We start from the raw sequence: 22,213 nt of genomic DNA, 5'->3' as shown, positions 1-22,213 counted from the left end.
AAAGATAGCACGCGAAAAGCCCGCCAATGCGCAACCACGTGCCGCGTCTTTTCCACCTTCGCATGCACTCATTTTTTCATTAGCGGAAGGGAAAAACCATGGGTCTTAGCAACTGGCTACGCGGCAAACCGAAACCCGTACAGAACCATCAGCTGTCTACAAGCTACAGCTTCCTGTTTGGACCCACGTCCTCTGGTCGTCCAGTGACCGAACGTAGCGCGATGCAAATGACCGCCGTGTATTCGTGCGTGCGGATCCTGGCCGAAGCCATAGCCGGACTTCCACTGCACCTTTATCGCTATAAGGGCGGCGGTGGTAAAGAAAAAGCGGTCGACCACAGCCTCTACCGGCTGTTGCATGATGAACCTAACCCCGAAATGACGAGCTTCGTGTTCCGCGAAACTTTGATGACGCATCTGCTTTTGTGGGGTAACGCGTTCGCCCAGGTCGTACGCAACGGCCTAGGTGAAATCATAGGGCTCTATCCGTTGCAGCCAAACCGCATGAGCGTAGGCAGAGACTTGGACACCAAGGCCTTGTATTACGAATACCAGACCTCCTGGGATGAACCAGCAGGCGAATACAAAACCATCCGGCTAACCCCAGCAGACGTCCTACACATCCCAGGTCTCGGCTTCGACGGTTTAGTGGGTTACTCACCGATTGCGATGGCCCGCAATGCTATCGGCCTGGCACAAGCCACCGAGGATTACGGCGCGAGCTTTTTCGCTAATGGTGCCGCACCTGGTGGGGTGTTGGAGCATCCTGGCACGATCAAAGACCCCTCACGGGTCCGTGAGTCCTGGCAGGCAACCTTCGGTGGTGCGAAGAACGGCAATAAAGTCGCTGTTTTGGAAGAAGGGATGAAGTACACGCCAATCTCGGTAAGCCCAGAGCAGGCACAGTTTCTTGAAACACGGAAGTTTCAGCTCAACGAAATCGCCCGGATTTTCCGTATTCCGCCCCACATGATCGGTGACCTCGAAAAATCCTCGTTTTCCAATATTGAACAACAGTCTTTAGAGTTCGTGAAATACACCCTTGACCCGTGGGTAATCCGCTGGGAACAAGCCATCACGAAAACTCTCTTGAACCCGCGTGAAAAGCAGCAGTTGTTTGTGAAGTTCAACGTTGAAGGGCTGCTGCGCGGGGACTACCAGTCACGCATGGAGGGATACGCGGTAGCTCGCCAAAACGGGTGGATGAGCGCCAACGACATCCGCGAGCTAGAAAACCTTGACCGGATAGAGGCGGCAGATGGCGGGGATCTCTACCTGGTTAATGGGAACATGCTCCCGCTTCCGATGGCTGGGGCTTATGCCGACTCCCAACAAGCCGATAAAGGCGAGTCTGGTGAAGAAGAACCTAGAGAGAACCAACTATTGAGGAGGAGAATGTGAAGCGTTTTTGGAACTGGATACCACCAGAAACAACCAACCCGGACACCCAAGAGGATGTTCGGGTTTTGCGTATCAACGGGGCTATCGCCGAAGAATCCTGGCTCGACGATGACGTAACACCCGCCATCTTCGCATCTGAACTAAATGCCGGATCAGGACCGGTCACTGTTTGGCTCAACAGTCCCGGTGGCGATGTCGTGGCGGCAGCCAGGATTTACAACATGCTTCTGGACTACCCAGGCCAAGTGCGAGTCAATATTGACGGCATCGCAGCATCCGCAGCGAGCGTGATCGCCATGGCAGCAAGTAATGTGGCGATGTCGCCGGTATCGATGCTGATGATCCACAACCCAGCCACGCTGGCCATGGGCGATAAAACCGAACTCTCGCGTGCCCTCGACATGCTTGAGAGTGTCAAGGACTCGATTATCAATGCTTACCAGCTCAAGACTGGGTTGAGCAGGGCGAAGTTGTCGAAGTTGATGGATGCCGAAACCTGGATGGACGCAACTGCAGCCATCGAACTTGGGTTCGCCGACGAGCTGCTGACTGGTAAACGAGCACCAACCCCAGACAAAGAGGACGAAGAATCTGAAGAGCCGGGTGAAGACGAGCCGGATGAGGACGATTCCGGCGGGGATGACGAGCAAAGCCCTGCCCGTAAGAAGCCGCCGTTGCCGCCCAAAAACAAGGGTGGTGTGGTGTTTTCCAGAAAGGCCGCGGAACAGCGCCTCGTCGCGCAGTTAGCTGGCCAGCGAAAAGATAGTGCTCCGCCTGGCTCAATGCCATCTCCTGATACCCGTTGTTCTTTGCAGCCCGCTGCCCCTTGTGGTCGGCGGGTTGTTGATTTATACGCCCAACTAACTGATCAACCCCACTAAACCCTTAAGAGAGGAACTTTTTACCATGACTACTGTTACTGATCTTTATGCCCGCCGTGCCGAAACCTGGAATAAGGCGAAGGCTTTTCTTGATGGACACCGCAACTCTGAGACCGGCTGTCTGAATGCTGAGGATGACGCGGCTTACGCGAAGATGGAGGCTGAGATCGAGGCGCTTTCTCACGAGATTGCCCGGTCTGAGCGAGCCGAACGCCTCGAAAACTCCCTGGCTAAGGCGACTCGGGCACCCATCACAGCAACACCAGGTGCTGGATCAGACGAGAATGTGGGCAAGGCGAAGCCTGCCCGTGCTAGAGCTTCCTACAAGCGGGCGTTTTGGGATGCGATGCGGCTTAACACCTCCCCCATGGAAGTAAGGAATGCGCTAAGCGAGGGGGTGGATTCTGAGGGCGGATACCTAGTGCCTGACGAGTTCGAACGCACCCTAGTGCAGTCTTTAGCCGACCAAAACATCATGCGAAGCCTCGCCAAGGTTATTCAGACCACTAGCGGAGATCGTAAAATCCCTGTCGTGTCTACCCATGGCACCGCTACCTGGCTGGATGAAGGCAAGCCATATAGCGAATCCGATGAAGCCTTCACCCAAATCTCCCTGTCGGCATACAAGCTGGGAACCTTCCTGAAAATCAGCGAAGAACTGCTCAACGATGCAGCGTTTAACGTTGAACAATACCTAGCGAGCGAGTTTGCTCGCCGTATTGGAGCTGCTGAAGAAGAAGCCTTCCTAATTGGCGATGGTAAAGGTAAACCCACCGGCATCTTCAACCCAACCGGCGGAGCAGACTTAGGCGTGACCACCAGCAAGCCTACCGACATTAACGCTGACGAACTCATCGATCTGCACTATAGTTTGCGTGCCCCGTACCGGGCGCGTGCGGTGTGGATGATGAACGATGCAACAGTAAAGACCGTACGCAAACTCAAAGACGGTAACGGGCAGTACCTGTGGCAGCCAGCCCTGACCGCTGGCACACCAGACATGATCCTTGGCCGACCCGTTCACACTTCCGTTTTTGTGCCTGAACTGAAAGCGGGGGCCCGCACAGTAGCGTTCGGTGACCTCGGTTTTTATTGGATTGCTGACCGGCAAGGCCGCTCCTTCAAACGCCTAAACGAACTATTCGCCACCACAGGGCAGATCGGGTTCCTCGCCTCCCAACGCCTAGACGGCAAGCTCGTCTTACCCGAAGCGATCAAGGTACTTACCCAAAAGACCGCCGGGTAAACCATAAAAATAGTTAGGAGGTGGCAGCCATGAAAACAGACGAACTCATGGCCTTAGTCAAGCAAAATCTACTGGTCAACCATAGCGAGGATGATTCTTTGATTGCCTCGTTTGTGTTGGCTGCCATCTCCTATGCAACCGCTTACCAACATCTACCCGAGGGCTACTACCAAACGGAGCCCATGTCGCAGGCAACCCGGCAAGGCATTATCATGCTCGCCACCCATTTCTACGAATCCAGAGATGGAGCAACCGCCGGGTTTTGGGCAGACAAAACCGATGCTGCCCGCGCCGTGTGGAACGCAGTCAACACCCTGCTTCGTCTGGATCGGGACTGGAAAATCTAAAGAAGGACGCGCCTTGTGGCAACGCTAGGCAAAATGAGCGAGCACATCGACCTGATACAGCCAGTGGTTACCAAAGACGCTGCCGGGTTCGCCACTACTAGTGACGAGGTTATAGCTTCGGTGCGCGCATATATGGAAGTGCGGCACGCTTCACCGGCTTGGGTAAACCGCGCCGCCTACACCAAAGCAGACCTGTTATTTAGGATCCGAGCAATACCGCGCATAAAAATAACCGAGGCAATGCAAATCAGCTCCGCACATGGCAGGTACGTTATTGATGCGGTCGAATACCTCGGCCGCTATGTCGAGATCTTGGCTCACCGCACCGAACCAGAAGGAGCACTCTGATGGCTCGCGTACAAATAAAGCTTCCCAACGATTTCATTGACGCACTCGACTCAGCCAGCAGCCTCATTGATAACTCCGCTGAACAAGTACTTAAAGCCGGGGCTAACATAGTGGAGCCGCGTATGCGCTCTAACCTTTCTGCCGCCATCGGCAGCTCAACGAAACAGCCCTCCCGTTCTACCGGTCAGCTCGCCAAAGCGTTAGGAACCGCGCCAGTAAAAGTCAATAGCCGCGGAGACTATAACGTTAAAGTTGGTTTCGCCGAGAACCGAGACGATGGTAGAGCTAACGCACTAATCGCTAACGTTCTTGAACACGGGCGCTCCAACCAGCCCGCTAGACCCTTCCTAGCCCCCACGCGTTCACAAACCAGGCGAGCCGCAATCACCGCAATGAAACAAACCCTAGCCGCGCGAATCGAACAGGTGAAACCATGAGCGGGCTTTTAGAAAACCTAAGCCACATCGCTAAACAACTTGGGCTCGCCTATGCAGTCAGCTGCTACACCGATTCCCCAGCCCCAGACACGTATCTAGTCTTCACCCCGTTAACAGATTCTTTCGAGATCTTCGCCGACAACACCCCCGGTATTGAGGTCGAAGAAGTCCGCATCGCACTGTTCACGAAGACCAACTACCTGGGGCTGCGTAACCAGCTCACCCGAGCCCTAATTGATGCAGGGCTGACGGTGACCGCCCGCCGCTATATCGGATACGAGGCGGATACCGGTTTTCACCACTATTCCATCGATGTTTCGAGTTTTAGAGCCTGTCCTTAAGAGTTTGCAATGATGAGGAAAGTCAAAAATCCGATGAACAAGATCTCCAGGACTAACCCGATGACGTTAATGACTTTTTCGCTCTTTTCAGGCCAGAATCTGGCTAGCAGAGCAAAAACTACTAAGCCAGTAGCGGCTCCAGCAGTGTTCATTATGACATCGGTGATATCGCTGACCCCAATAGCGAAAACGTACTGAACGACCTCGAATGCCACGCTTGCTAAAAACGGTGGGAGCAATTGAATTAACCATGAGCGCCGTTTCAACAACATCCTCATGTACAAGCCAAACGGGATGAAAACAAGGAAGTTGACCACGATCTCATCAAAGAAGTTCGACCCGTAAAGATTCGCAGAATCTGTAAATGGGATCAGATTTAAGTAGCGCGCATGCCGCATGTCCAGTATGTCGTCAACGCTGGTGGCGAATTTGAACAGCACCATCCACAACAACAAGAGCAGATAAATCCCGAACACCGCATAGGTCAAGCATCGCTTTTTCTCTCTCATTCCCCAATTCTATCTGTCGATGACATCTAACGAAAATTACTACCCAAAAGGAGAAACATCATGGCAACTATTGGTTTAGACAAGCTCTACTACGCCACTATCACCGAAGACCCCACCACTGGTGAGGAAACCTATGCCACCCCGAAATCCCTCGCCAAAGCCATCAGCGCTGAACTCTCCGTGGAGGTTGCCGAGGCAATCCTTTACGCCGACGACGGGGCATCCGAGATCGTTAAAGAATTCAAGTCCGGGACGCTCACCCTAGGTGTCGATGATCTTGGTGCAGAAGCCGCCGCAGCACTCACCGGAGCCACCTTGGATGCCAACGGCGTGCTCATTAGCGCTAGCGAGGATGGCGGTACACCAGTAGCCATCGGTTTTCGAGCGGCACGTAGTAACGGAAAATACCAGTACTTCTGGCTCTACCGCGTCAAATTCGCCCTCCCAACCACGACCCTAGCTACCAAGGCCGACAGCATTACCTTCAGCACTCCGTCGATTGAGGGCACGATCCTGCGCCGTAACAAGCCCGACACGCAAGGTCGTCATCCGTGGAAGGCCGAGGTCACCGAAGGCGCTGCCGGAGTCAAGGCAGAGACGATCACTGGCTGGTACAAGCAGGTCTACGAACCCGCCGCAGCCTCCACGCCTAGCCGAACCAACAGCCACTAAAAGAAAAGGGAGACAGTAATCGTGGGAAAGAAAACCGCAGCCATCAATACCGTTGATTCGTCCCGCAGCGCCACCATCACTATAGGTGGCGAGGATTACGAGCTGGTTTTGACAACGCGTGCGACTCGGTTGATTGCGCAGCGCTACGGCGGACTCGAACATCTAGGCGAAGCTCTCGAAACATCGGAAGATGTGGACAAGTCGTTGGGTGAGGTGATCTGGCTAATCACACTACTAGCAAACCAGTCAGTACAGATTCACAACCTCACGCATCCCGATGATCAGAGACCTGAGCTTACTGAGGATGCGGTGGAGTTGCTGACTGTTCCAGCTGACCTGGCCGACTACCGAACCGCCATCAGCCAGGCTCTGCAGAAGGGCACTCGTCGGGCTATCACCACCGAGACACCAGCCCCAAAAGACTAAACCAAGGCAGAGTCCTAGACAGCGATGAGGCGGCCTTCACCCGCCTGACCTATATCGGCATAGCCCACCTCAACCTCACCCGCACCGAAATAGAGCTGACTGTATTTGGTGAGCTACTCGACCTGGTGGACTGCTGGCGCATAGAGACCGGACGGGCTGAGCAGAGGCGTGTTTGGTTTATTGATGATGTGATTCCAGCAGGTATCTAGGCATTTTGTGTAGCGAGAGTTATTTTGAGTCCTAGGGCTTTCATGATTTTCGTGATAGCCGCAAAGGACGGGTTGCCGTCTTTTGATAGTGACTTGTAGAGGGATTCACGGTTGAGTTGAGTTTCTTTAGCTAGCTGGCTCATGCCGTGTGCCCTTGCAATGTCACGCAAAACCACCTGTACGGTTTTCGTATCGCCGTCTTCGAGTGCGATAGCTAGGTAATCGTTCATTGCTTCTTGGCTATCGAGATATTTGCTTGCGTCGAACGCTGAAAATGTTACTTCCTTCATGACTGTTCCTTCCTTACCTGTTGTGCGAGCTTTTGAGCGGTTCGAATGTCTTTAGCCTGGCTGGATTTATCTCCTCCGGCCAGCAGGAAAACCGTTACTGCACCTAGTTGGGTGTAGTACACCCGGTAGCCGGGCCCGAAATGAAATCTCATCTCGTTAACTTTCTCGCCAACGGGTTTGATGTCTCCAACCATTGTTCCGTGTGCTTCGCATCGGGCTATTGCATGCAAAATGCGCCGCTGAGCATGTTTGTCTTTCAGCTCACCTAACCAAGCGTCAAACAAGCTACTAGAAATAATCTCCACACACCTAAGTGTAGCCTAAAAGCTACATGAGTCAAGAAGGGAAACACCTCTCATGGCCGACTCGTCTTTTGGTCTCAAGATTGGTTTGGAGGGTGAGCGGGAGTTTAAACGCGCGATCACCGACATCAACCGCGAAATGCGAGTACTCGGGTCTGAGATGAAGCTGGTGGCTTCTCAGTTCGATAAGAACGATAAGTCTGCTTCAGCGTTGACTTCTCGTAACCAGGTTTTGGGTAAAGAGATTGAGGCGCAAAAAGCCAAGATCCAGACCCTTAAGAGCGCTCTTGATAACTCTGCTACCAGTTTTGGGGAAAATGATTCTCGTACGAAGAATTGGCAGATTCAGCTCAATAACGCTCAGGCGACTTTGAATGGTCTTGAGGGTGAGCTTAAAGAGAATAATTCTGCTCTTTCCAAGTTTGGCGATGAGGCTGACGGCGCAGGTGATGACGCGAAAGATGCCGCCAAGGACACTAGCCATCTTGAGAGTGCTGTTGATGATCTGGGTTCCGAGATGGATGACACGTCGGGCAAGACCCGCATCTTCGGTGACGTGTTGAAAGCCAACATTGCAGCCGAGGCAATCGTTGGTGGGGTTAAGGCTATCGGGCACGCCATCGCAGGTATCGCTAAAGGCTTCGGGGCGGCAATGAAAGACGGGGTTGAGTACAACGCCCGGATGGAGCAATACACCACATCGTTTACCACCATGCTGGGTGATCAGGCGAAGGCCCAGAAACTCGTCAACGACCTCAAGCTGGAGGCCGCTCGCACACCGTTTGGTATGGAGGATCTGGCTAAGGGCACCCAGACTCTGATGGGTTTCGGGATGAGTGCCGAGGAGTCCCAAATCAGGCTCAAGCAGCTCGGCGATATCAGCCAGGGTGATGCCCAAAAGTTCGAGTCTTTGACGCTCGCGTTCGCCCAAATGAGCAGCACGGGCAAGCTGACCGGTCAAGATTTGAACCAGATGATTAACGCCGGTTTCAACCCGCTCGAAGAGATCTCCCGTAAGACAGGTAAGAGTATCGGCGAGCTCAAGGAGGAGATGGGTAAAGGCGCTATATCTGCCGATATGGTGGCTGATGCGTTCGCTTCCGCTACATCTGAGGGTGGGCGGTTTTATGGGGCGATGGATGCCCAATCCAAAACTTTCTCCGGTCAGCTCGCCACCTTGCAAGATGGTGTGGCTAATTTGAAGGGCCTGTTGGCTGGTGGGCTCACGACGGCTCTTGCTAGCACGGTGATGCCGATGGTTAACGGCTGGGTCGACGAACTCACAGAAGCCTTCGAGACCGGCGGGGCACCAGCCCTGATCGACACCTTCGGCGGGATCCTGAAAGAAGCACTGGCATTTATCGCCGAACAACTCCCACAAGTAGTTGAGACCGGCATGACAATACTGACCAGCCTGCTTGATGGGATTATTGCGGTGCTGCCGTCCCTGGCAGAAACCGCCGTAACCCTAATCGTGGCACTTGTAGAGGCGATCATTGAAGCCCTACCTTCGCTGCTTGAGGCTGCGGTGCAGATCATTACTACGCTGGTAGCCGGTATTGGTGAGGCGCTGCCGCAGTTGATTCCGGCGGCGGTCGAGATGTTGACCACCATGATCCAAGGCCTCGTCGACAACCTACCCTTGATCCTGGACGCCGCGCTGCAGTTGATCACGGGCCTGGCTGAGGGCCTGATCGCAGCGATACCGGTGTTGATTGATGCTTTGCCGCAGATTATTCAGGGGCTGGTGGATTTCCTTGTGGGTGCTATCCCACAGATCATCCAAACCGGCATCCAATTACTCACCAGCCTCGTAAGCGCGCTGCCAGAAATCATCACTGCAATAGTGGCAGCCCTGCCGCAAATCATCACAGCCATCATCAACGGCGTGCTCGGTGCTATCCCGCAACTGATTCAGGCTGGTATTCAACTGTTTGTCGCGCTGATCGGTGCCTTACCTCAGATCATCACCACGATTGTGGCCGCGTTGCCGCAGATTATTTCTGCTGTGGTATCGGCTATCGGTGGAGCTATACCGCAGTTAGTGCAGGCCGGTATCCAGCTATTAACAGCACTGATTGGTGCGCTACCGCAGATTATTGGCACGATTGTTTCCGCTATCCCGCAGATCATTGGCGGGATTGTTTCTGCTGTTCTGGGTGGTGTGGGCCAGATGGTTTCAGCTGGTGCCTCCTTGGTGTCTGGTTTGTGGCAGGGCATCCAGTCGTTGGCGGGCTGGTTGTGGGACAGGGTTTCTAGCTGGGTATCGAGTATTTGGGATGGGATCCTCGGGTTCTTTGGTATCCACAGTCCCTCCAAACAAATGGCGTGGGTCGGTGACATGCTCGTAGCAGGCCTGGCCGGAGCAATCACCAGTGAGGGTCATAAAGCAGCCGATGCAGCAAAAGACATGGCTAAAGACACCATGGGTGCCATGGACGAACTCGCGGCGGGCATTGATGTGCCAATCAACATCAACGACACGGACTTGCACCTACCGAATGTAGATCTGGCACCAGCAGCCATTCGACACCCCGATGTCAACCCATCACCAAATAAGGCTTCGCCTGTGGATGTGGAGGGCGTTGTCGATATCACTGCGAGGCGGATTCTCGGTGCCTTGGATGTTCAGGTGGTGCTCAATGATGGGACACTCGTCGGCAAGCTGGCTCCGCGCATCGATGCTCAGCTCTCGCGGCTATCAAGACGCAACAACCTAATCATGGCGGGAGCGTGAGGCGATGTATGGGTTTACTCTCGACCATAAGATCTCCTCGAAACAGTTGGGTTTGCGGTTCACCGCACCCGTAGAGATCCCAGCCGCCACACGGCGGGTAGACGACATTGAGGTGTCAGGTCGCGCCGGTTCTTTAACTCGGTTTGCTGGCTGGAAGGACACTGAAATCAGCCTGCCACTAGCGGTCAAGGGTGGCGTGGAGGCTTATCGGCAAGCATGTTTTGTATTGATGGATGCTTCGGCGATTTCGTTTAGTGGCGAGCCTGGCTTGTTCAGGTATTTGAAGCACGTCGAGGTGTCGCCACTGGTTCGTGAGATGGGTTCTTGGGGCATGTTCCAGGCAGATCTGACATGTGCCCCGTTTACCTATTTGGATGCCGGCCTGAAATCGGCCACGCTCGATGCTTCGGGAACCATCACGAATCCTGGGTTGTTGCCTGCTGATCCGGTCATCACTGTGTTTGGTACCGGGCAGTTGGAGTTGACGATCAACAGCACCAAGCATGTGGTGGCATCCCCAGCTGGACAGGTGACACTCGATAGTGCCCGGTTGGTGGGGCACGTGGCTGGTAAAGCCCAAAGCGACGCCCTAACCGGGGTCTTCCCACAATTGCAACCTGGTGCTAACCAAATCGAGTTCGGTGCGGGTGTCTCGAAGATTGTGGTGCAGCCCAACTGGCGCACTCTATAGCAGAAAGGCCTATTGATGATTAGCGTCCACAACCGCGCCGCCCAGACTTTTACCGCCACTGGTTTGGCTGTTCTCGACCGCGAGATTATTGATCCGGTTGTGACAGAGGAACTAAACGGGGGCTTCACGCTGAGGTTTAACTATCCGGCAGACGGCCCGGCCGCCCAACATCTGGTGTTGGAGAATATCGTCGCAACACCGGCGCCTGGCATACAGTCTCGTCAGGGTTTCCGCATCACCGAGATAACCACCACCCTGGACGGGCTACTAGAAATCACCGCGCATCACGTGTTTTATGACCTGGCAGCAAACCTGATCGCCGACACCTATGTCGTCAACAAGACGGCTGCTGATGCGCTAAAGCAGCTTCTTGATGCTGCTAATAGCAAGCACGGGTTTACAGCATCTAGCTCCGACACCAGCACTCGTGCTTCGGCTCGTATCGTGCGTCAGTCTCTAGCCGCTGCAATCCTAGACTCCAAGACAGACAATAGCTTTGTCTCGCGATGGGGCGGCGAACTGGCCTTCGATAACTGGCACATCCACCATGCACCCCGCAGAGGCCGAGACGCTGGCGTGGTGATCAGAGATCGTAAAAACCTCACCGGCTACGAATCTGCACTGGACTACACAACCGTAGTTACCCGGATTCTGCCGGTCGGTTACGACGGGTTGTTACTGCCGGAACTGTATGTCGACAGCCCCCGAATCAATGATTATGTGGCTCCGCGTATCAAGGTCATCCGCTATGGGCAGGTAAAAGCCATTAAAGATGCGGATAAACCGCGTGAGGATGAGCTGCCACTTGCGCAGGCTCACGCGAGATTGCGTGAACTAGCTAAAGCAGAGTTCTCTAGTTGTCATGTCGATCAACCGCATTGCGCTTACAAGATCTCGTTTGTGGATCTGGCTTCGACGAAAGAATATGAGGGTTTTTACGACCTAGAAACCGTGACCCTAGGCGACACAGTAACCGTCCGCCACGATGACCTCAACGTGGCACTCACCGCCAGGGTTGTTGCTTATGACTTCGACCCACTCGCAGGTGAATACATCAACATCGAACTTGGCAGTACTGCAGGAAAATTCACCGACATCACCCACACCATCACCGCTGCCCGCAGCGAAGCTAGCCAAGCCCAGCAGGCAGCAAGTATTGCGCTAGCTAGCGCGGATGGGAAAAACACCAACCACTATGGCACCACCCAACCGGAATCTGCACGGCTTGGGGATGTGTGGTTTAAAGACAATGGTGAGCAAGTAGGAATCTGGATCTACCGCGTTACTGATACTGGTCAGCCCGGGTGGGTCAGTCTTGCCACTGACCTTAACCACGCGCTGGTGAGTGCTGAGTTAGAGCAAGCAAAAACCGAGGTTGCCCAAGCTAAACAAGCCGCTAAACAAGCTGGCGATTTGGCTGGGCAAGCCCAAGCCAGCGTAGCGAAAGCAGCCAGTGATGTTGCGGCGGCGCGCAAACAAGCCGACCAGGCGGTCAAGACTGCTAGCCAGGCTAGTGAGGGCGTTGAGGGTTTGAAGATTACGCTGAGCGATAACCTGCAAAACGTGTGGGGCTCCATCGCCATGATGAGCAACAACATCAACCTGCGTGTGACTAAAGGCGATGTCATCAACCAAATCAACATTTCACCTGAAACCATCCTCATCGACGGCAAACGGGTGCATATCACTGGGCAGACCACTATCGACAACGGAATTATCGGCACGGCGATGATTGCCGATGCGGCGATCACAAACGCTAAAATCTCTCAGCTGTCAGCAGATAAAATAACCACCGGCACCCTAGCAGCAGCCAGGATCGCCGCAGGCTCCATCACCTCCGACAAGTTGACCATCAGCAATGGGTTTATCCAAACAGTGATGATCCGTGATGCGGCTATAACCTCGGCGAAGATTGCTTACATAGATGCCAGCAAGATCACCACTGGGTATTTGAACGCTGCCAGGATTCAGGCAGGCTCTATTAGCGCCGATAAACTCGCGGCTAACGCGATCCAGGTTGGATTGGCGGGGTGGAATCAGAATATTCGCATCAGCCCCACTCAAATCTCTTGGTATAACGGTTCCCGGTTGGAGGGAACAATTAGTTCTCGGGGTATGCAGTTTTGGTATGGCGAGCGTTACGTCGGTGAGCTGTCGCGTGGTGGCAAAAAGAACAACGAAAACATTCAAGGCATCTCTATGTCACTAGCCAACCAAGGCGACTACGTGGCATGGACATACCAAACACAAGCGAACGGTACCTTCTACACGTGCTTGACACTGGATCCTAAAGGCAAGTTCTACGGTTCAGCCGGCATCCATTTAGGTTCTGATCTGCGCACAAACGGTTACAAGTTCTACACCAATGGAAACCGCTATGTCACCTTGCAGGACGTGTCTTTGCAGGGGCGTGGTACGCATCCGGGCTGGGTGGGGCCAACCGCTTTGTCGAAGGTTGTGTTTCATACCTACGACGTCATGGTCGTTACCAACGGCTCGTTCTACAACATGACGAGATTATTCGACCGTGTTGGGGATTTGATGAACCGCGTTAACGGAATACTTGGGCTCTTGAACCAAGGCTGGATTTCTAAAATCACCTCCCGCGCTGATGGCTCCATCTCCTGGACCTATTTCGACAACACCGGCTACCAGAAAATGTCCACCAATCTCGCATAAAAGGAAACCAACATGAAAATTCTTCTTCCCAATGATCAGCTCGCCGCAGTCACCGAACTGCTGGCTGGCATGTCGCTGAAGCCAGCCGCCTCACGTGCGCGTACCAAACTACTGCATTTGGTACGTGAAGCTTCTACGCGCTTCGGAGTCGACGAATACGAACTAATCAGCCAATACGCGACCCTCGACGATGCTGGCAAGCCCATCATCGATACCGATGGAACATTCAATCTCGCAACCCCAGAAAAAGCGCAAGAGTTTTTAGCGGCTAGGAGTGAACTTTTTGAGTCTGTCGTCGAGGTTTCCGGGCCCACATACGGCCGTCACCTAACCGATATTAAAACTCTGCTTGATGGCTATGACGGTGAACTATCGGGAGAAGCAGCGGAAGCCTTCGACGTGCTTTACGACGCCGTCGCTGACGCACTAGCCAAGGAGACTGACGATGAGTGAAGAACCGATTGTTTCTATTCCCTCTGATCCCACACCAGCACCACCAGCACAACCTACCGACGAGAAATCAGGTGAGGTGGTCTGCCCGCGTGAAGCGCACCTCGATCTAAGATTGCCGATTTTAGAAGTGCTTACCAACCCCAATCTGCCAGACCTATAACCTCAAAGGTTATAGTCTCCAGCTACTTACGCCTGCCAGTTTTGGTGGGCATTTTTTATGCGCCCTACACCCTGTGTCGGGCGTTTTTCTTTGTCTTTTTGAAAGGAATCACTCGATATGTCCATTAAATCTATCTGGGTCACTATCCAAGGCGTCATCACCGCTATGGGTGCTTGGCTGGGAGCCTTTCTCGGTGGAACTGATTCCCTGCTATACGCGATAGTCGCATTCACTGTTATCGACTATCTAACCGGCGTGCTCGCCGCTATTAACACCCACAAGCTATCGAGCTCGGTAGGGTTTCGCGGTATCGCCCGCAAAATCTTAATCTTCGCCCTCATCGGACTAGCCCACTTATTGGATGTGCATGTTCTTGGTACCCCCGGAGTGCTACGCACCGCCACGATCTTCTTCTACCTATCCAACGAGGGCATCTCCATCCTCGAAAACGCTTCACTGCTGGGTCTGCCGATCCCGGGCGGACTAAAACAAGCATTAGACACAATCAAGCAAACCGGTCAAAACCAGCCCGCCTTCAAAACCAGTTCAACACCACCGGCTCGGGCGAGCAGTCCAGATAAATACTCCCCGCCCATCCCCCACGCAGGCCAGATTAATCCAGGCAAATATCTGCCCCAACATGCCCTCCCCGACGACACGGAAAAGCCATGAAAACCTGCTCGAAAACAATTCTTAAATTCCTGGCACTCCTAGCAGTCTTAACGCTACTTACCGCCGGGATCTGGCTCCTTTTCGCCTTATTCCTTTCATGGATAATGACCCCGCTTATCTACCTGATCGCACTTTTTATCTTGGCAACTGGCTAAGTCAGTTTACAAGGAACTACACGCAGACCACGAAACGGGGGCTGCTGACAACAAATAAAGGCTGAGTATCAAGCACCGGGAAAGTGCGAGATATTCAGCCTGTTTTGTTGTCCGGGGTTTCCAAAGGGGCTTACCCCTTTGGAGATATTGCGGGTATCCACGATACCCTTGCATATATCAATGAGAGGATGGATTTGGAGGGGGCTGGAGCTTCATCAGGACGGTGAATCCTATCCCAACGACTATTTTGAGAGCCCTCACTATGACTTCATCAGCCGTTGTGACGGAGATGAGTGGCCGGAATAAAAGGAGGCGTGACGGATGTATATCAAAAAATACTGGCTCATGACGCGGATGCCCTGCTGGACAAAATGAACGGCATCAGCTTTGTGGTGGATCCTGACCGTCAGGATGCTATCACTCGTGGCACCCTTTCCAATGATGATTTTGACGGTGAGATGGACGATGCCTCCTATCATATCGAGAGCATTGAGGAGAAGGGTCTGCCCATTGACCCCATCAATGCCTACAACCATATGGCCATCTACTTGCGTTGGTGCATGGAGCATGATTTGATGGGCGAGGAATTCCTGAAAGAATACGGCGAAGTGGCCAAACAGGTCAAAGCCGACCCTGCCAGTGTGGACCTGCGGGAATTTATCCAGAATGAGTTGGACGGCTGCTTGTTCTTTGTGCTATTCGATCAGAGAGGTCGTGCTTTTGCAGGCAATTACTATGGAGGGGGCGACAGCCCCTACTATCCTGCCGATGTTGATGACAACGCCCTCCGCTTCTTCGGCCCGGAGCGGTATCACTCCAATGAGTTCCAAGATGAAGCCTACCTGTTCATCCCCTTTGACGAGGACTACTACCAGGCCATGGCAAAGGTGATCGAGGAACGCTTCACCAACTGGCAGGGACAGGACTTCGACGAGGACACACTGGAGCCCTCTGAACTGGCTGAGGCGTTGATGGAGTATCTGGACTGTGAATGCACCTATTTCCCCTCCATGAAGGACGATGATCCCATCATGTCGGCATACAGCTATGCCAAACGGGAAAGTGTCAAAGAAGGCTTTGTGCCGGTACTCATCAAGGCGGATGACGAAACGCTGCTTGAGTGTCTGGTGATGAACGCCGACCCGAAGAATGATGCAGACATTTACGAATTTGACCTCAAAACTGTAACGGAGTACCGGAAGAAGATGCTCTCCACCTCCTTCAAAGACGGAAAGGCGGTTTTGCAGGAATTGACCGGCCAGCGCAAGGAAGAAGCCGAGGATGACGATATGGACTGGGATGAGGAAATCCTGGGCGAGATGGAAGGCGGCTATGAGAATAACCGTTTTTCCTGCTACTGGGATTCCGACACTGATATGACCTACCCTCTCATTCTGGCGAAAATCCCGGTCAAGAACCCCTGGGAGATCTTTGCCTACCTGCCCTTCGGAAACTGGAACGACTGTCCCGACACACCCCAGCTGATGGCAGCGGCCAAATACTGGTTTGAGCAGCACGGCGCGGTGCCTGTCGCCATGAGCCACGACGAACTGGAGTTCCTGCTCCCGGTCCCCGTTCCCAAGGAGAAGGCCGTGGATTCAGTAGTGGAGCTGTACAGTTTCTGCCCGGATGTGATCGACCAGGGGCCGGAGGACGCCACTGTGGGCGCGCTGGCGGATGTGCTGCGGCAGTCCACTGTCTGGTATCTCTGGTGGGATTGATGGGATTCCCGCGCCCTCTGGAACGGAGGAAGATCTTATGGACCAAAAAAACCTGACAGCAAAGCTTCTGGACTTGGTCGAAGGCCGGGAAATACCGGAAAGTTGGCGGAACTGGTGGGACGAGCATGAGCTGGAACTGGAAGCCCTGCTGAGTCGGGGTGAATTCCTGAAACTGAAGCCCTGCCGACACGGCTTTCAGTGGGTCCCGGTGTTTGGCAGCCAAAAGGGAGCCATCGCCATTCTGGAAAAGAGCGGCATAGCATTTGAAGCCAGCAATCTCTACTAGGAGCGGTATCTGGCCGAGCTGGACGCTTTCTGTAAGGAACAGGAGCGGGTGCAGCAGGAAAAGCAAAAGGAATTCAAGGCCAGCCACCCAGAACTATTTGGCCAATACCCCAAGTTTTGCAAGGCATTGGCAAAGGTGCTGGACCCCACGGATAAAATCCAGCCTGCCGCCGCGGAGGAACAGATCAGGGATCAAGAAAGCGTGCTGGACTTCACGCTCCCGTCCCAGGTGCGGAAGTTTTTCCTGCTGACCGCAGGTATCAATGTATCCACTGGCGTGATTCTTACCCTTTCCGGGATGTTTGATCTGACCATCCATGGAGAGCGGTATTGTGTGCTGGGCGAGTTCTGGAAAGAAGCGGACGGCGACCAGCTCCTGCTCCGCCCCGGAGAGGATACCATCTGGTACTACGCCCATGAGCAGGACAAGGTAAGGCGCCTCTGCAATGATATGACAGAACTGCTGGAGAAGAAACTGGCGAGGTATCTCAATGAACACTGAAAACATTGCCCATGAAAAACGCTATCGGGACTGGTGGGCGCAGTATGATGCTATGTTTGCGCCGGAGAACCGATCTCCTCAGCAAGACGAGCAGTTTCCGCTGACGGATGGGTATTCCATCCGCTCCAAAGCCTACCTTTATGTATGACGGCGATCTACATCATTCGTCCATCGGTAAAACCGCCTGTTGGAATTGAAGTCTGCCCTGTCCGCCATGCGTATCTGCTCAATGGTCGCTTCATCAACGCCGCACTCACGCAGCAGCTTTTCCTCCGCTTCTTTCCAGATACGCCATTTCCTGTCCTCCCGTCCGTGGTTGTATGCCATTCTTACTTCCTCCAATCAGAATTGATTGAGAGGGCAGAGAAAAGCCCCCTCATCTTCCCAAAGGAAAAAACAAGGGGGCTGAACGCCTTAAATTTTAATTTTCTATTATCTTTCTTAGTTTTATTAGGATTCTGGCTTTGCGTTTGTTTACAACGCTCTGGGTTATGCCCAACCTCGCCCCGACTTCACGCTCGGAAAGTCCGTCAAAAAAGATTGCCTGTATCAGCTCCTGTTCACTATCCGACAGCAAAGGCAGGGCGGCTTTCAGCCTGTCCACCATGACCGCATTGACAACGGTTTCTGCAATGTCCACCGCTTCATCAGTGATAAAGTCCAGAGGATTCCCCTCGCTGTCCGTAAATCCGTCGAGAGATAGCAGTCTATTCTTTGTATCTAATTTTTGCAGATAACGCCACCGTTCCTTGTCACGGTAGAAGTCTGTGTATTGCTCCCTCACGACTTCAAGCAGACAGCCTTGAATGGGGATAAACAGCTTGTCCATATAGGTCTGGTCGGATTCCCTGCAACGGCAGAACTCCGTGTAGGATAATTCCACATAGCCGCCACTTTCTCTGATATATACCTTTCTTGGTGCATATTTCACCATAAATACCTCCCATCTGAATTTTTGAAATGTAAAAAATCCAGATGGAGAGGCGGAGAACGACACCGCATATCAGAAACAGCCCTACGGCACTTTCCAACAAAAATCGACAAAAGAAAAACCGCAAAGGCTCTGTGACCTTTACGGTTATAGGAAATAGTAATTCTATTGTATGGAGATTGTACTTCTACTTTCAAGGTGAGAAGTACCGTTGCACTGGCAGAAATTTTTTTAACTGGTTTCCTGCCGTTCTCTGATATGCTATGTATTGATAAATTTTGCTTCGTATGAGCAGATAGATAACTGCCCGAAAAAAGGACATAAAAAAATCCCTCCAAATTTAAAAACAAATTCAGAGGGTAATTTAGGGTATAACAAAATAACCCACCCGAATATCGTTTTTTTTATTTGGTGAGTTTGTTCTTTCAAATACGAAACAAAAAGAGCCGATGATTCGTGAATTGTTCCACAATTTCATCGGCTCTGCGTCTTAAGCGTCTGGCTCTTTGATGACAGTTATCTTCAAGTTGTCAACTTTAATCAATCTTTCTTGTCTGCATTTTGGACAATAAAGGGGATAATTCTCCAAAACAGTGTCCTTCCTAATTTTATTACGGGTTTTGCTCCCACAAACAGGACACAATATCCATTCGCATTTCATCATAATTAGTCTCTAATCCTTTCAAATCTCATTTTATATGACTTTTGCAAGCTGTTAAGCTAACTTGTGGAACATATGCCGAACCTTATCTATACGGCTATTCGGGCGGCGGGGTTGGCAAATAAATTTACCAATAGCTGGCTGGTATCCTTTTAACTCTGTCAAGCAGACTCCCTGCCCATTTGTGAAATAAGTTAAATCGTTCCTGTATTCTTGAATACATCTAGCAGGGATTTCTCCTTTCAGAATGACCTCGTCATTCTTTATCTGAGTACTTACAATATCTGCACAATACCTTGGAGCATCATGATACGCCCGTGAGAGATATTCCTGCGGTGCATAAATTTCAAAGTGGAGATATGGCTCTAATAGTTCTGTCCCTGCTTTTTTTAAAGCCTGCTCCAATACGATAGGGGAAAGCAGCCGAAAGTCTGCGGGGGTACTTACAGGACTATAATACAATCCATATTCAAAACAGATTTTACAGTCTGTCACTTTCCATCCATACAGCCCCTGCTCGCAGCCATAAAGAACCCCCTCCATAACCGCATTTTGGAACGATTGATTTAAATATCCAAGTGAAACTCTGCTTTCATACTGCACTCCGCTTCCAATAGGGAGCGGCTCTATGGACAACCCGACAGAAGCCCAGAAAGGATTTGGCGGGACTTCTATGTGGATGGTATATTCTGCTTTTCTAAGCGGTCTTTCCATATATATAACAGTAGGCTCTTTTATTTCTGCCTCCACATGATATTTTTCCTCAAGGATGGCACAAATGACTTCCATCTGCACATTCCCCAAAAAAGAAAGTATAATCTCATGCGTTGTAGTATCCACATAATATTTTAAAAGAGGGTCGCCATCTGAAATTTCTGTAAGTGCCCCAAGCAATATTTCCCGCTGTTCAGATTTCTTTACTGCAATCGTTGTTTGGAGCATAGGGAGAGGATTTTCAATAAATTTTCTCTGCGGCAACAGTATTTCGTTCCCCAAAATACTGTTTAGCTGCAAAACATCATTTGGTAAAATTACAATATCACCAGAGCAGGCTGTATCGGATGAATATAATTCACCGTTTGTCGGAACACACATCTCTGTGATTTTTATTTTCTCTTTTTCAGATATTCTAATAACATCCCTCAAATGCAATGTTCCGCTATATATACGCACATAAACAAAACGCCGCCTTTTCTCTGAATATTCAATCTTAAAAACCTGCCCGCATAGTTCAGATTGACCTTCAGGCGTTGATGAATAAAATTTACTGGCAATTACTTCTATAAGCTGCCGAATCCCCAGATTGTTTTTAGCGCTTCCGTGATAAACGGGAAATAACGTTCCGTTTTGGAATCTCCTGTTTTCTTCCTGTTCCAGTTCTGACATTTTAAACGGTTTCCCTGACATATATTTCTCTAATAGTTCATCGTTTCCCATAATTACCGCATCCCACTGTTCCATATCGTCATTGTCCGTTACATTTATATGGGGATGCTGCCCAACCTTTTGCTTCACTATAATTTCCGAAGAAAGCTTTGCTTTCATTTCCCGATATACCATTGGCAAATCAATCCCCTCTTGGTCAATTTTATTGATGAAAAAAATTGTCGGAATCTTCATTATCTGTAGTGCATGAAACAGTATACGGGTCTGTGCCTGTATGCCATCCTTTGCAGAAACTAATAATACTGCTCCGTCTAATACGGATAAAGAACGGTATACTTCCGCCAAAAAATCCATATGGCCTGGCGTATCTATAATGTTGACTTTTACATCCTCCCACTGAAAAGATGTCACTGCTGTCTGGATAGTGATTCCCCTTTGACGCTCCAAATTCATTGTATCTGTCCTTGTTGTGCCTTCATCTACGCTCCCTAGTTCTGCAATTGCACCACTGGTATACAATAAACTTTCCGTTAATGTTGTCTTTCCTGCGTCAACGTGAGCCAGAATGCCTAAGTTAATTATTTTCATGTGATTTTCCTCCTATCAACACCCAAAAAAGGGCATAAAAATACCCAGTGATAAATACTCCTATCACTGGGTAAATAACTCCAATAGCCCCAAAACACTTATATGTTTTCGGGCATATAAAATTACATGATAAAAGTATTCTTAAACTGGGTACAAAAAACTAAGCCCCATATTAAAAGTGAAACGGGACTGCTACTTTTTGTTCCCACTATCAAATTGACAGTTTATTTAAGAATACCTTGCCGCATATTTATTAACTCCTTGTATAATACTGAATCTAATTATATTCCTTAACCCTTTATTTGTCAAGCTGACAAACTAAAGCAGAAAAAGCGGCAGGATTTCCCCCTGCCACTAATCATCTGTTTATGCAAAAATAATTTCCTTTTCCACAATCTCCCTCGCACAAGCCCTTATGTTATTGAGGCATCCTGTCCATTCTAAGGCGTTTTCTGCCTTTAGCTGTTCCGTTATGCCCTGTGCCTGTTTCATACCCTCTATGAGCCTTTCAAAGCGTTCCTGTGCCTGTCTGTTGATGTCGGCAAGGTAGGCGTTTAGCCTGCCGCTTGTAAGAAGATTGGTGTATGTAACTTTACGGTACTGTTTTAGATAATCTAAATGCCGTTGCCCCCAGATGCCTATTGCCTGTTCTTCTTCGGCGGGTACAGTTAAGCACGGTATCAAATAATCCCCTTGCCTTTCGTATTTGCCGCCCAGTTCCTCAAATAATGATTTTGCCATTGTCTGTTACCTCCACATTCTTTTTTATTTTGAATGTCCGCAAAATCCGTCCTACATCTCTGCGGCAGTGAAAGCGAACTGCTGAACAATGAGGGCAAGGTGCGGTATCTTGGCGTAATCTGGACACGGATGGTGAATTCTGCTCCCTGTTTCGCCACCGCAACGGAAAGCACTATCTAATCTCCCGAATGGGTGATTTTTTGTTTCGGACAACCCCAGCAGATAATCGGCGGTCAAGCCGTAAAACTTCGCCAGCTTGATAAGGGCATAGTGGCTGATGTCCTTAAAGTCCTCCGCTTCATAACTGCCCAGCGCAGACTTAGAGAGGTGGGTCTGCACCGCAAACTGTTCCAGCGTCAACCCACGCTCCACGCGCAGGTCTTTCAATCGTTCTTGTATGGATAGTTCCATGCGTTCCCTTATTGTCTGCTTAACAATTTGGA

Annotated in this window: 29 protein-coding genes; 20 read left to right on the top strand and 9 right to left on the bottom strand. The window is 51.2% G+C overall.

The window, feature by feature from the left end; translation table 11 throughout:
• The first annotated feature begins 98 nt into the window (after positions 1 to 98).
• The 7 genes from HMPREF0573_RS06070 to HMPREF0573_RS06040 are packed head-to-tail and all read left to right on the top strand — an operon-like array spanning position 99 to position 5,000.
• Positions 99 to 1,400: a phage portal protein gene (locus tag HMPREF0573_RS06070; RefSeq protein WP_041798001.1), complete on the top strand. Its 1,302-nt coding sequence runs from the start codon at positions 99 to 101 to the stop codon at positions 1,398 to 1,400.
• On the top strand, positions 1,397 to 2,281 hold the full coding sequence (locus HMPREF0573_RS06065; RefSeq protein WP_013189235.1) for a head maturation protease, ClpP-related: 885 nt from the start codon (positions 1,397 to 1,399) through the stop codon (positions 2,279 to 2,281). Before HMPREF0573_RS06070 ends, HMPREF0573_RS06065 begins: the two co-directional genes overlap by 4 nt.
• 25 nt (positions 2,282 to 2,306) lie before the next feature.
• Positions 2,307 to 3,527 carry a phage major capsid protein gene (locus HMPREF0573_RS06060; RefSeq protein WP_013189234.1) on the top strand — a complete coding sequence of 407 codons (1,221 nt, stop codon included), beginning with the start codon at positions 2,307 to 2,309 and terminating at the stop codon, positions 3,525 to 3,527.
• 29 nt (positions 3,528 to 3,556) lie between these two features.
• Positions 3,557 to 3,874, top strand: a complete 318-nt coding sequence (locus HMPREF0573_RS06055; protein ID WP_013189233.1) for a head-tail connector protein — start codon at positions 3,557 to 3,559, stop codon at positions 3,872 to 3,874.
• A gap of 15 nt (positions 3,875 to 3,889) precedes the next feature.
• The gene (locus HMPREF0573_RS06050) at positions 3,890 to 4,222 is read left to right on the top strand and encodes a phage head completion protein (RefSeq protein ID WP_041797999.1); all 333 of its coding nucleotides are present in this window, start codon (positions 3,890 to 3,892) and stop codon (positions 4,220 to 4,222) included.
• On the top strand, positions 4,222 to 4,659 hold the full coding sequence (locus HMPREF0573_RS06045; RefSeq protein WP_013189231.1) for an HK97-gp10 family putative phage morphogenesis protein: 438 nt from the start codon (positions 4,222 to 4,224) through the stop codon (positions 4,657 to 4,659). The genes HMPREF0573_RS06050 and HMPREF0573_RS06045 overlap by 1 nt, the downstream gene beginning before the upstream one ends.
• On the top strand, positions 4,656 to 5,000 hold the full coding sequence (locus HMPREF0573_RS06040) for a hypothetical protein (RefSeq protein ID WP_013189230.1): 345 nt from the start codon (positions 4,656 to 4,658) through the stop codon (positions 4,998 to 5,000). The genes HMPREF0573_RS06045 and HMPREF0573_RS06040 overlap by 4 nt, the downstream gene beginning before the upstream one ends.
• On the opposite strand, the gene HMPREF0573_RS06035 is transcribed toward HMPREF0573_RS06040, so the two are convergent.
• Positions 4,997 to 5,509, bottom strand: coding sequence for a VanZ family protein (locus HMPREF0573_RS06035; protein WP_013189229.1), 513 nt, complete (start codon positions 5,507 to 5,509; stop codon positions 4,997 to 4,999). The two genes, HMPREF0573_RS06040 and HMPREF0573_RS06035, sit on opposite strands and share 4 nt — an antisense overlap.
• Positions 5,510 to 5,569: 60 nt before the next feature.
• Here HMPREF0573_RS06035 and HMPREF0573_RS06030 point away from each other — a divergent pair, with 60 nt between their 5' ends.
• A complete protein-coding gene (locus HMPREF0573_RS06030; RefSeq protein WP_013189228.1) occupies positions 5,570 to 6,181 on the top strand; it encodes a major tail protein in 612 nt (203 codons plus the stop codon).
• A 21-nt stretch (positions 6,182 to 6,202) separates the two neighbouring features.
• Positions 6,203 to 6,607, top strand: a complete 405-nt coding sequence (locus HMPREF0573_RS06025) for a hypothetical protein (RefSeq protein WP_013189227.1) — start codon at positions 6,203 to 6,205, stop codon at positions 6,605 to 6,607.
• A gap of 205 nt (positions 6,608 to 6,812) precedes the next feature.
• Here the strand turns inward: HMPREF0573_RS06025 and HMPREF0573_RS06020 are convergent, their stop codons facing one another.
• Positions 6,813 to 7,106 carry an addiction module antidote protein gene (locus HMPREF0573_RS06020; RefSeq protein ID WP_004009166.1) on the bottom strand — a complete coding sequence of 98 codons (294 nt, stop codon included), beginning with the start codon at positions 7,104 to 7,106 and terminating at the stop codon, positions 6,813 to 6,815.
• A complete protein-coding gene (locus HMPREF0573_RS06015) occupies positions 7,103 to 7,411 on the bottom strand; it encodes a type II toxin-antitoxin system RelE/ParE family toxin (protein ID WP_013189226.1) in 309 nt (102 codons plus the stop codon). The genes HMPREF0573_RS06020 and HMPREF0573_RS06015 overlap by 4 nt, the downstream gene beginning before the upstream one ends.
• Before the next feature lie 52 nt (positions 7,412 to 7,463).
• Between HMPREF0573_RS06015 and HMPREF0573_RS06010 the strand changes: the two genes are divergently transcribed.
• The 11 genes from HMPREF0573_RS06010 to HMPREF0573_RS09740 all read left to right on the top strand — a co-directional run bounded on the left by HMPREF0573_RS06010 (position 7,464) and on the right by HMPREF0573_RS09740 (position 17,611).
• Entirely contained in the window at positions 7,464 to 10,145 is a 2,682-nt protein-coding gene (locus tag HMPREF0573_RS06010; protein WP_013189225.1) for a phage tail protein, read from the top strand.
• A 4-nt stretch (positions 10,146 to 10,149) separates the two neighbouring features.
• Complete coding sequence (locus tag HMPREF0573_RS06005) at positions 10,150 to 10,836, top strand: hypothetical protein (RefSeq protein ID WP_013189224.1); 687 nt, start codon at positions 10,150 to 10,152, stop codon at positions 10,834 to 10,836.
• Between the two features lie 15 nt (positions 10,837 to 10,851).
• Positions 10,852 to 13,515: a phage tail spike protein gene (locus HMPREF0573_RS06000; RefSeq protein ID WP_013189223.1), complete on the top strand. Its 2,664-nt coding sequence runs from the start codon at positions 10,852 to 10,854 to the stop codon at positions 13,513 to 13,515.
• Positions 13,516 to 13,527: 12 nt separating this feature from the next.
• On the top strand, positions 13,528 to 13,968 hold the full coding sequence (locus tag HMPREF0573_RS05995; RefSeq protein WP_013189222.1) for a DUF1617 family protein: 441 nt from the start codon (positions 13,528 to 13,530) through the stop codon (positions 13,966 to 13,968).
• A complete protein-coding gene (locus tag HMPREF0573_RS09780) occupies positions 13,961 to 14,128 on the top strand; it encodes a hypothetical protein (protein WP_169311389.1) in 168 nt (55 codons plus the stop codon). Before HMPREF0573_RS05995 ends, HMPREF0573_RS09780 begins: the two co-directional genes overlap by 8 nt.
• Positions 14,129 to 14,245: 117 nt before the next feature.
• Positions 14,246 to 14,800 carry a phage holin family protein gene (locus HMPREF0573_RS05990; protein WP_013189221.1) on the top strand — a complete coding sequence of 185 codons (555 nt, stop codon included), beginning with the start codon at positions 14,246 to 14,248 and terminating at the stop codon, positions 14,798 to 14,800.
• 335 nt (positions 14,801 to 15,135) lie between these two features.
• A complete protein-coding gene (locus tag HMPREF0573_RS10100; RefSeq protein WP_353954042.1) occupies positions 15,136 to 15,261 on the top strand; it encodes a DUF6547 family protein in 126 nt (41 codons plus the stop codon).
• 8 nt (positions 15,262 to 15,269) lie between these two features.
• Positions 15,270 to 16,676 (top strand): DUF4253 domain-containing protein, encoded by a 1,407-nt coding sequence (locus HMPREF0573_RS05985; RefSeq protein ID WP_236589659.1) that lies wholly within the window; start codon positions 15,270 to 15,272, stop codon positions 16,674 to 16,676.
• Positions 16,677 to 16,713: 37 nt separating this feature from the next.
• The gene (locus HMPREF0573_RS09835) at positions 16,714 to 16,962 is read left to right on the top strand and encodes a hypothetical protein (RefSeq protein ID WP_013189218.1); all 249 of its coding nucleotides are present in this window, start codon (positions 16,714 to 16,716) and stop codon (positions 16,960 to 16,962) included.
• Between the two features lie 48 nt (positions 16,963 to 17,010).
• A complete protein-coding gene (locus tag HMPREF0573_RS09830; protein ID WP_013189217.1) occupies positions 17,011 to 17,463 on the top strand; it encodes an SMI1/KNR4 family protein in 453 nt (150 codons plus the stop codon).
• On the top strand, positions 17,453 to 17,611 hold the full coding sequence (locus HMPREF0573_RS09740; protein ID WP_013189216.1) for a hypothetical protein: 159 nt from the start codon (positions 17,453 to 17,455) through the stop codon (positions 17,609 to 17,611). The genes HMPREF0573_RS09830 and HMPREF0573_RS09740 overlap by 11 nt, the downstream gene beginning before the upstream one ends.
• Here HMPREF0573_RS09740 and HMPREF0573_RS05970 read toward each other — a convergent pair.
• The 6 genes from HMPREF0573_RS05970 to HMPREF0573_RS10145 all read right to left on the bottom strand — a co-directional run bounded on the left by HMPREF0573_RS05970 (position 17,602) and on the right by HMPREF0573_RS10145 (position 22,181).
• The gene (locus tag HMPREF0573_RS05970; protein ID WP_013189215.1) at positions 17,602 to 17,790 is read right to left on the bottom strand and encodes a hypothetical protein; all 189 of its coding nucleotides are present in this window, start codon (positions 17,788 to 17,790) and stop codon (positions 17,602 to 17,604) included. The two genes, HMPREF0573_RS09740 and HMPREF0573_RS05970, sit on opposite strands and share 10 nt — an antisense overlap.
• 94 nt (positions 17,791 to 17,884) lie before the next feature.
• Positions 17,885 to 18,397, bottom strand: a complete 513-nt coding sequence (locus HMPREF0573_RS05965; RefSeq protein WP_000241709.1) for a sigma-70 family RNA polymerase sigma factor — start codon at positions 18,395 to 18,397, stop codon at positions 17,885 to 17,887.
• A 487-nt stretch (positions 18,398 to 18,884) separates the two neighbouring features.
• Positions 18,885 to 19,055, bottom strand: coding sequence for a cysteine-rich KTR domain-containing protein (locus tag HMPREF0573_RS09575; RefSeq protein ID WP_004614788.1), 171 nt, complete (start codon positions 19,053 to 19,055; stop codon positions 18,885 to 18,887).
• Between the two features lie 54 nt (positions 19,056 to 19,109).
• Positions 19,110 to 21,029: a tetracycline resistance ribosomal protection protein Tet(O) gene (tet(O), locus tag HMPREF0573_RS05960; protein WP_000691758.1), complete on the bottom strand. Its 1,920-nt coding sequence runs from the start codon at positions 21,027 to 21,029 to the stop codon at positions 19,110 to 19,112.
• 366 nt (positions 21,030 to 21,395) lie between these two features.
• Positions 21,396 to 21,770 (bottom strand): TnpV protein, encoded by a 375-nt coding sequence (locus HMPREF0573_RS05955; RefSeq protein ID WP_001129922.1) that lies wholly within the window; start codon positions 21,768 to 21,770, stop codon positions 21,396 to 21,398.
• 51 nt (positions 21,771 to 21,821) lie between these two features.
• Positions 21,822 to 22,181, bottom strand: a complete 360-nt coding sequence (locus HMPREF0573_RS10145; RefSeq protein ID WP_004009156.1) for a helix-turn-helix domain-containing protein — start codon at positions 22,179 to 22,181, stop codon at positions 21,822 to 21,824.
• Positions 22,182 to 22,213: the final 32 nt, after the last annotated feature.

Origin of the sequence: Mobiluncus curtisii ATCC 43063, from assembly GCF_000196535.1 — a bacterium.
GTDB lineage: Bacteria > Actinomycetota > Actinomycetes > Actinomycetales > Actinomycetaceae > Mobiluncus > Mobiluncus curtisii.
This window is presented reverse-complemented; position numbering and strand designations above follow the sequence as displayed.

Coding starts and splice junctions, on each gene's coding strand:
- HMPREF0573_RS06070 (WP_041798001.1), top strand. CDS start 99: ATGGGTCTTAGCAACTGGCTACGCGGCAAACCGAAACCCGTACAGAAC.
- HMPREF0573_RS06060 (WP_013189234.1), top strand. CDS start 2,307: ATGACTACTGTTACTGATCTTTATGCCCGCCGTGCCGAAACCTGGAAT.
- HMPREF0573_RS06055 (WP_013189233.1), top strand. CDS start 3,557: ATGAAAACAGACGAACTCATGGCCTTAGTCAAGCAAAATCTACTGGTC.
- HMPREF0573_RS06045 (WP_013189231.1), top strand. CDS start 4,222: ATGGCTCGCGTACAAATAAAGCTTCCCAACGATTTCATTGACGCACTC.
- HMPREF0573_RS06040 (WP_013189230.1), top strand. CDS start 4,656: ATGAGCGGGCTTTTAGAAAACCTAAGCCACATCGCTAAACAACTTGGG.
- HMPREF0573_RS06035 (WP_013189229.1), bottom strand. CDS start 5,509: ATGAGAGAGAAAAAGCGATGCTTGACCTATGCGGTGTTCGGGATTTAT.
- HMPREF0573_RS06030 (WP_013189228.1), top strand. CDS start 5,570: ATGGCAACTATTGGTTTAGACAAGCTCTACTACGCCACTATCACCGAA.
- HMPREF0573_RS06020 (WP_004009166.1), bottom strand. CDS start 7,106: ATGAAGGAAGTAACATTTTCAGCGTTCGACGCAAGCAAATATCTCGAT.
- HMPREF0573_RS06010 (WP_013189225.1), top strand. CDS start 7,464: ATGGCCGACTCGTCTTTTGGTCTCAAGATTGGTTTGGAGGGTGAGCGG.
- HMPREF0573_RS06005 (WP_013189224.1), top strand. CDS start 10,150: ATGTATGGGTTTACTCTCGACCATAAGATCTCCTCGAAACAGTTGGGT.
- HMPREF0573_RS06000 (WP_013189223.1), top strand. CDS start 10,852: ATGATTAGCGTCCACAACCGCGCCGCCCAGACTTTTACCGCCACTGGT.
- HMPREF0573_RS05995 (WP_013189222.1), top strand. CDS start 13,528: ATGAAAATTCTTCTTCCCAATGATCAGCTCGCCGCAGTCACCGAACTG.
- HMPREF0573_RS09780 (WP_169311389.1), top strand. CDS start 13,961: ATGAGTGAAGAACCGATTGTTTCTATTCCCTCTGATCCCACACCAGCA.
- HMPREF0573_RS05990 (WP_013189221.1), top strand. CDS start 14,246: ATGTCCATTAAATCTATCTGGGTCACTATCCAAGGCGTCATCACCGCT.
- HMPREF0573_RS10100 (WP_353954042.1), top strand. CDS start 15,136: ATGAGAGGATGGATTTGGAGGGGGCTGGAGCTTCATCAGGACGGTGAA.
- HMPREF0573_RS09835 (WP_013189218.1), top strand. CDS start 16,714: ATGGACCAAAAAAACCTGACAGCAAAGCTTCTGGACTTGGTCGAAGGC.
- HMPREF0573_RS09740 (WP_013189216.1), top strand. CDS start 17,453: ATGAACACTGAAAACATTGCCCATGAAAAACGCTATCGGGACTGGTGG.
- HMPREF0573_RS05970 (WP_013189215.1), bottom strand. CDS start 17,790: ATGGCATACAACCACGGACGGGAGGACAGGAAATGGCGTATCTGGAAA.
- HMPREF0573_RS05965 (WP_000241709.1), bottom strand. CDS start 18,397: ATGGTGAAATATGCACCAAGAAAGGTATATATCAGAGAAAGTGGCGGC.
- HMPREF0573_RS09575 (WP_004614788.1), bottom strand. CDS start 19,055: ATGAAATGCGAATGGATATTGTGTCCTGTTTGTGGGAGCAAAACCCGT.
- HMPREF0573_RS05955 (WP_001129922.1), bottom strand. CDS start 21,770: ATGGCAAAATCATTATTTGAGGAACTGGGCGGCAAATACGAAAGGCAA.
- HMPREF0573_RS10145 (WP_004009156.1), bottom strand. CDS start 22,181: ATGGAACTATCCATACAAGAACGATTGAAAGACCTGCGCGTGGAGCGT.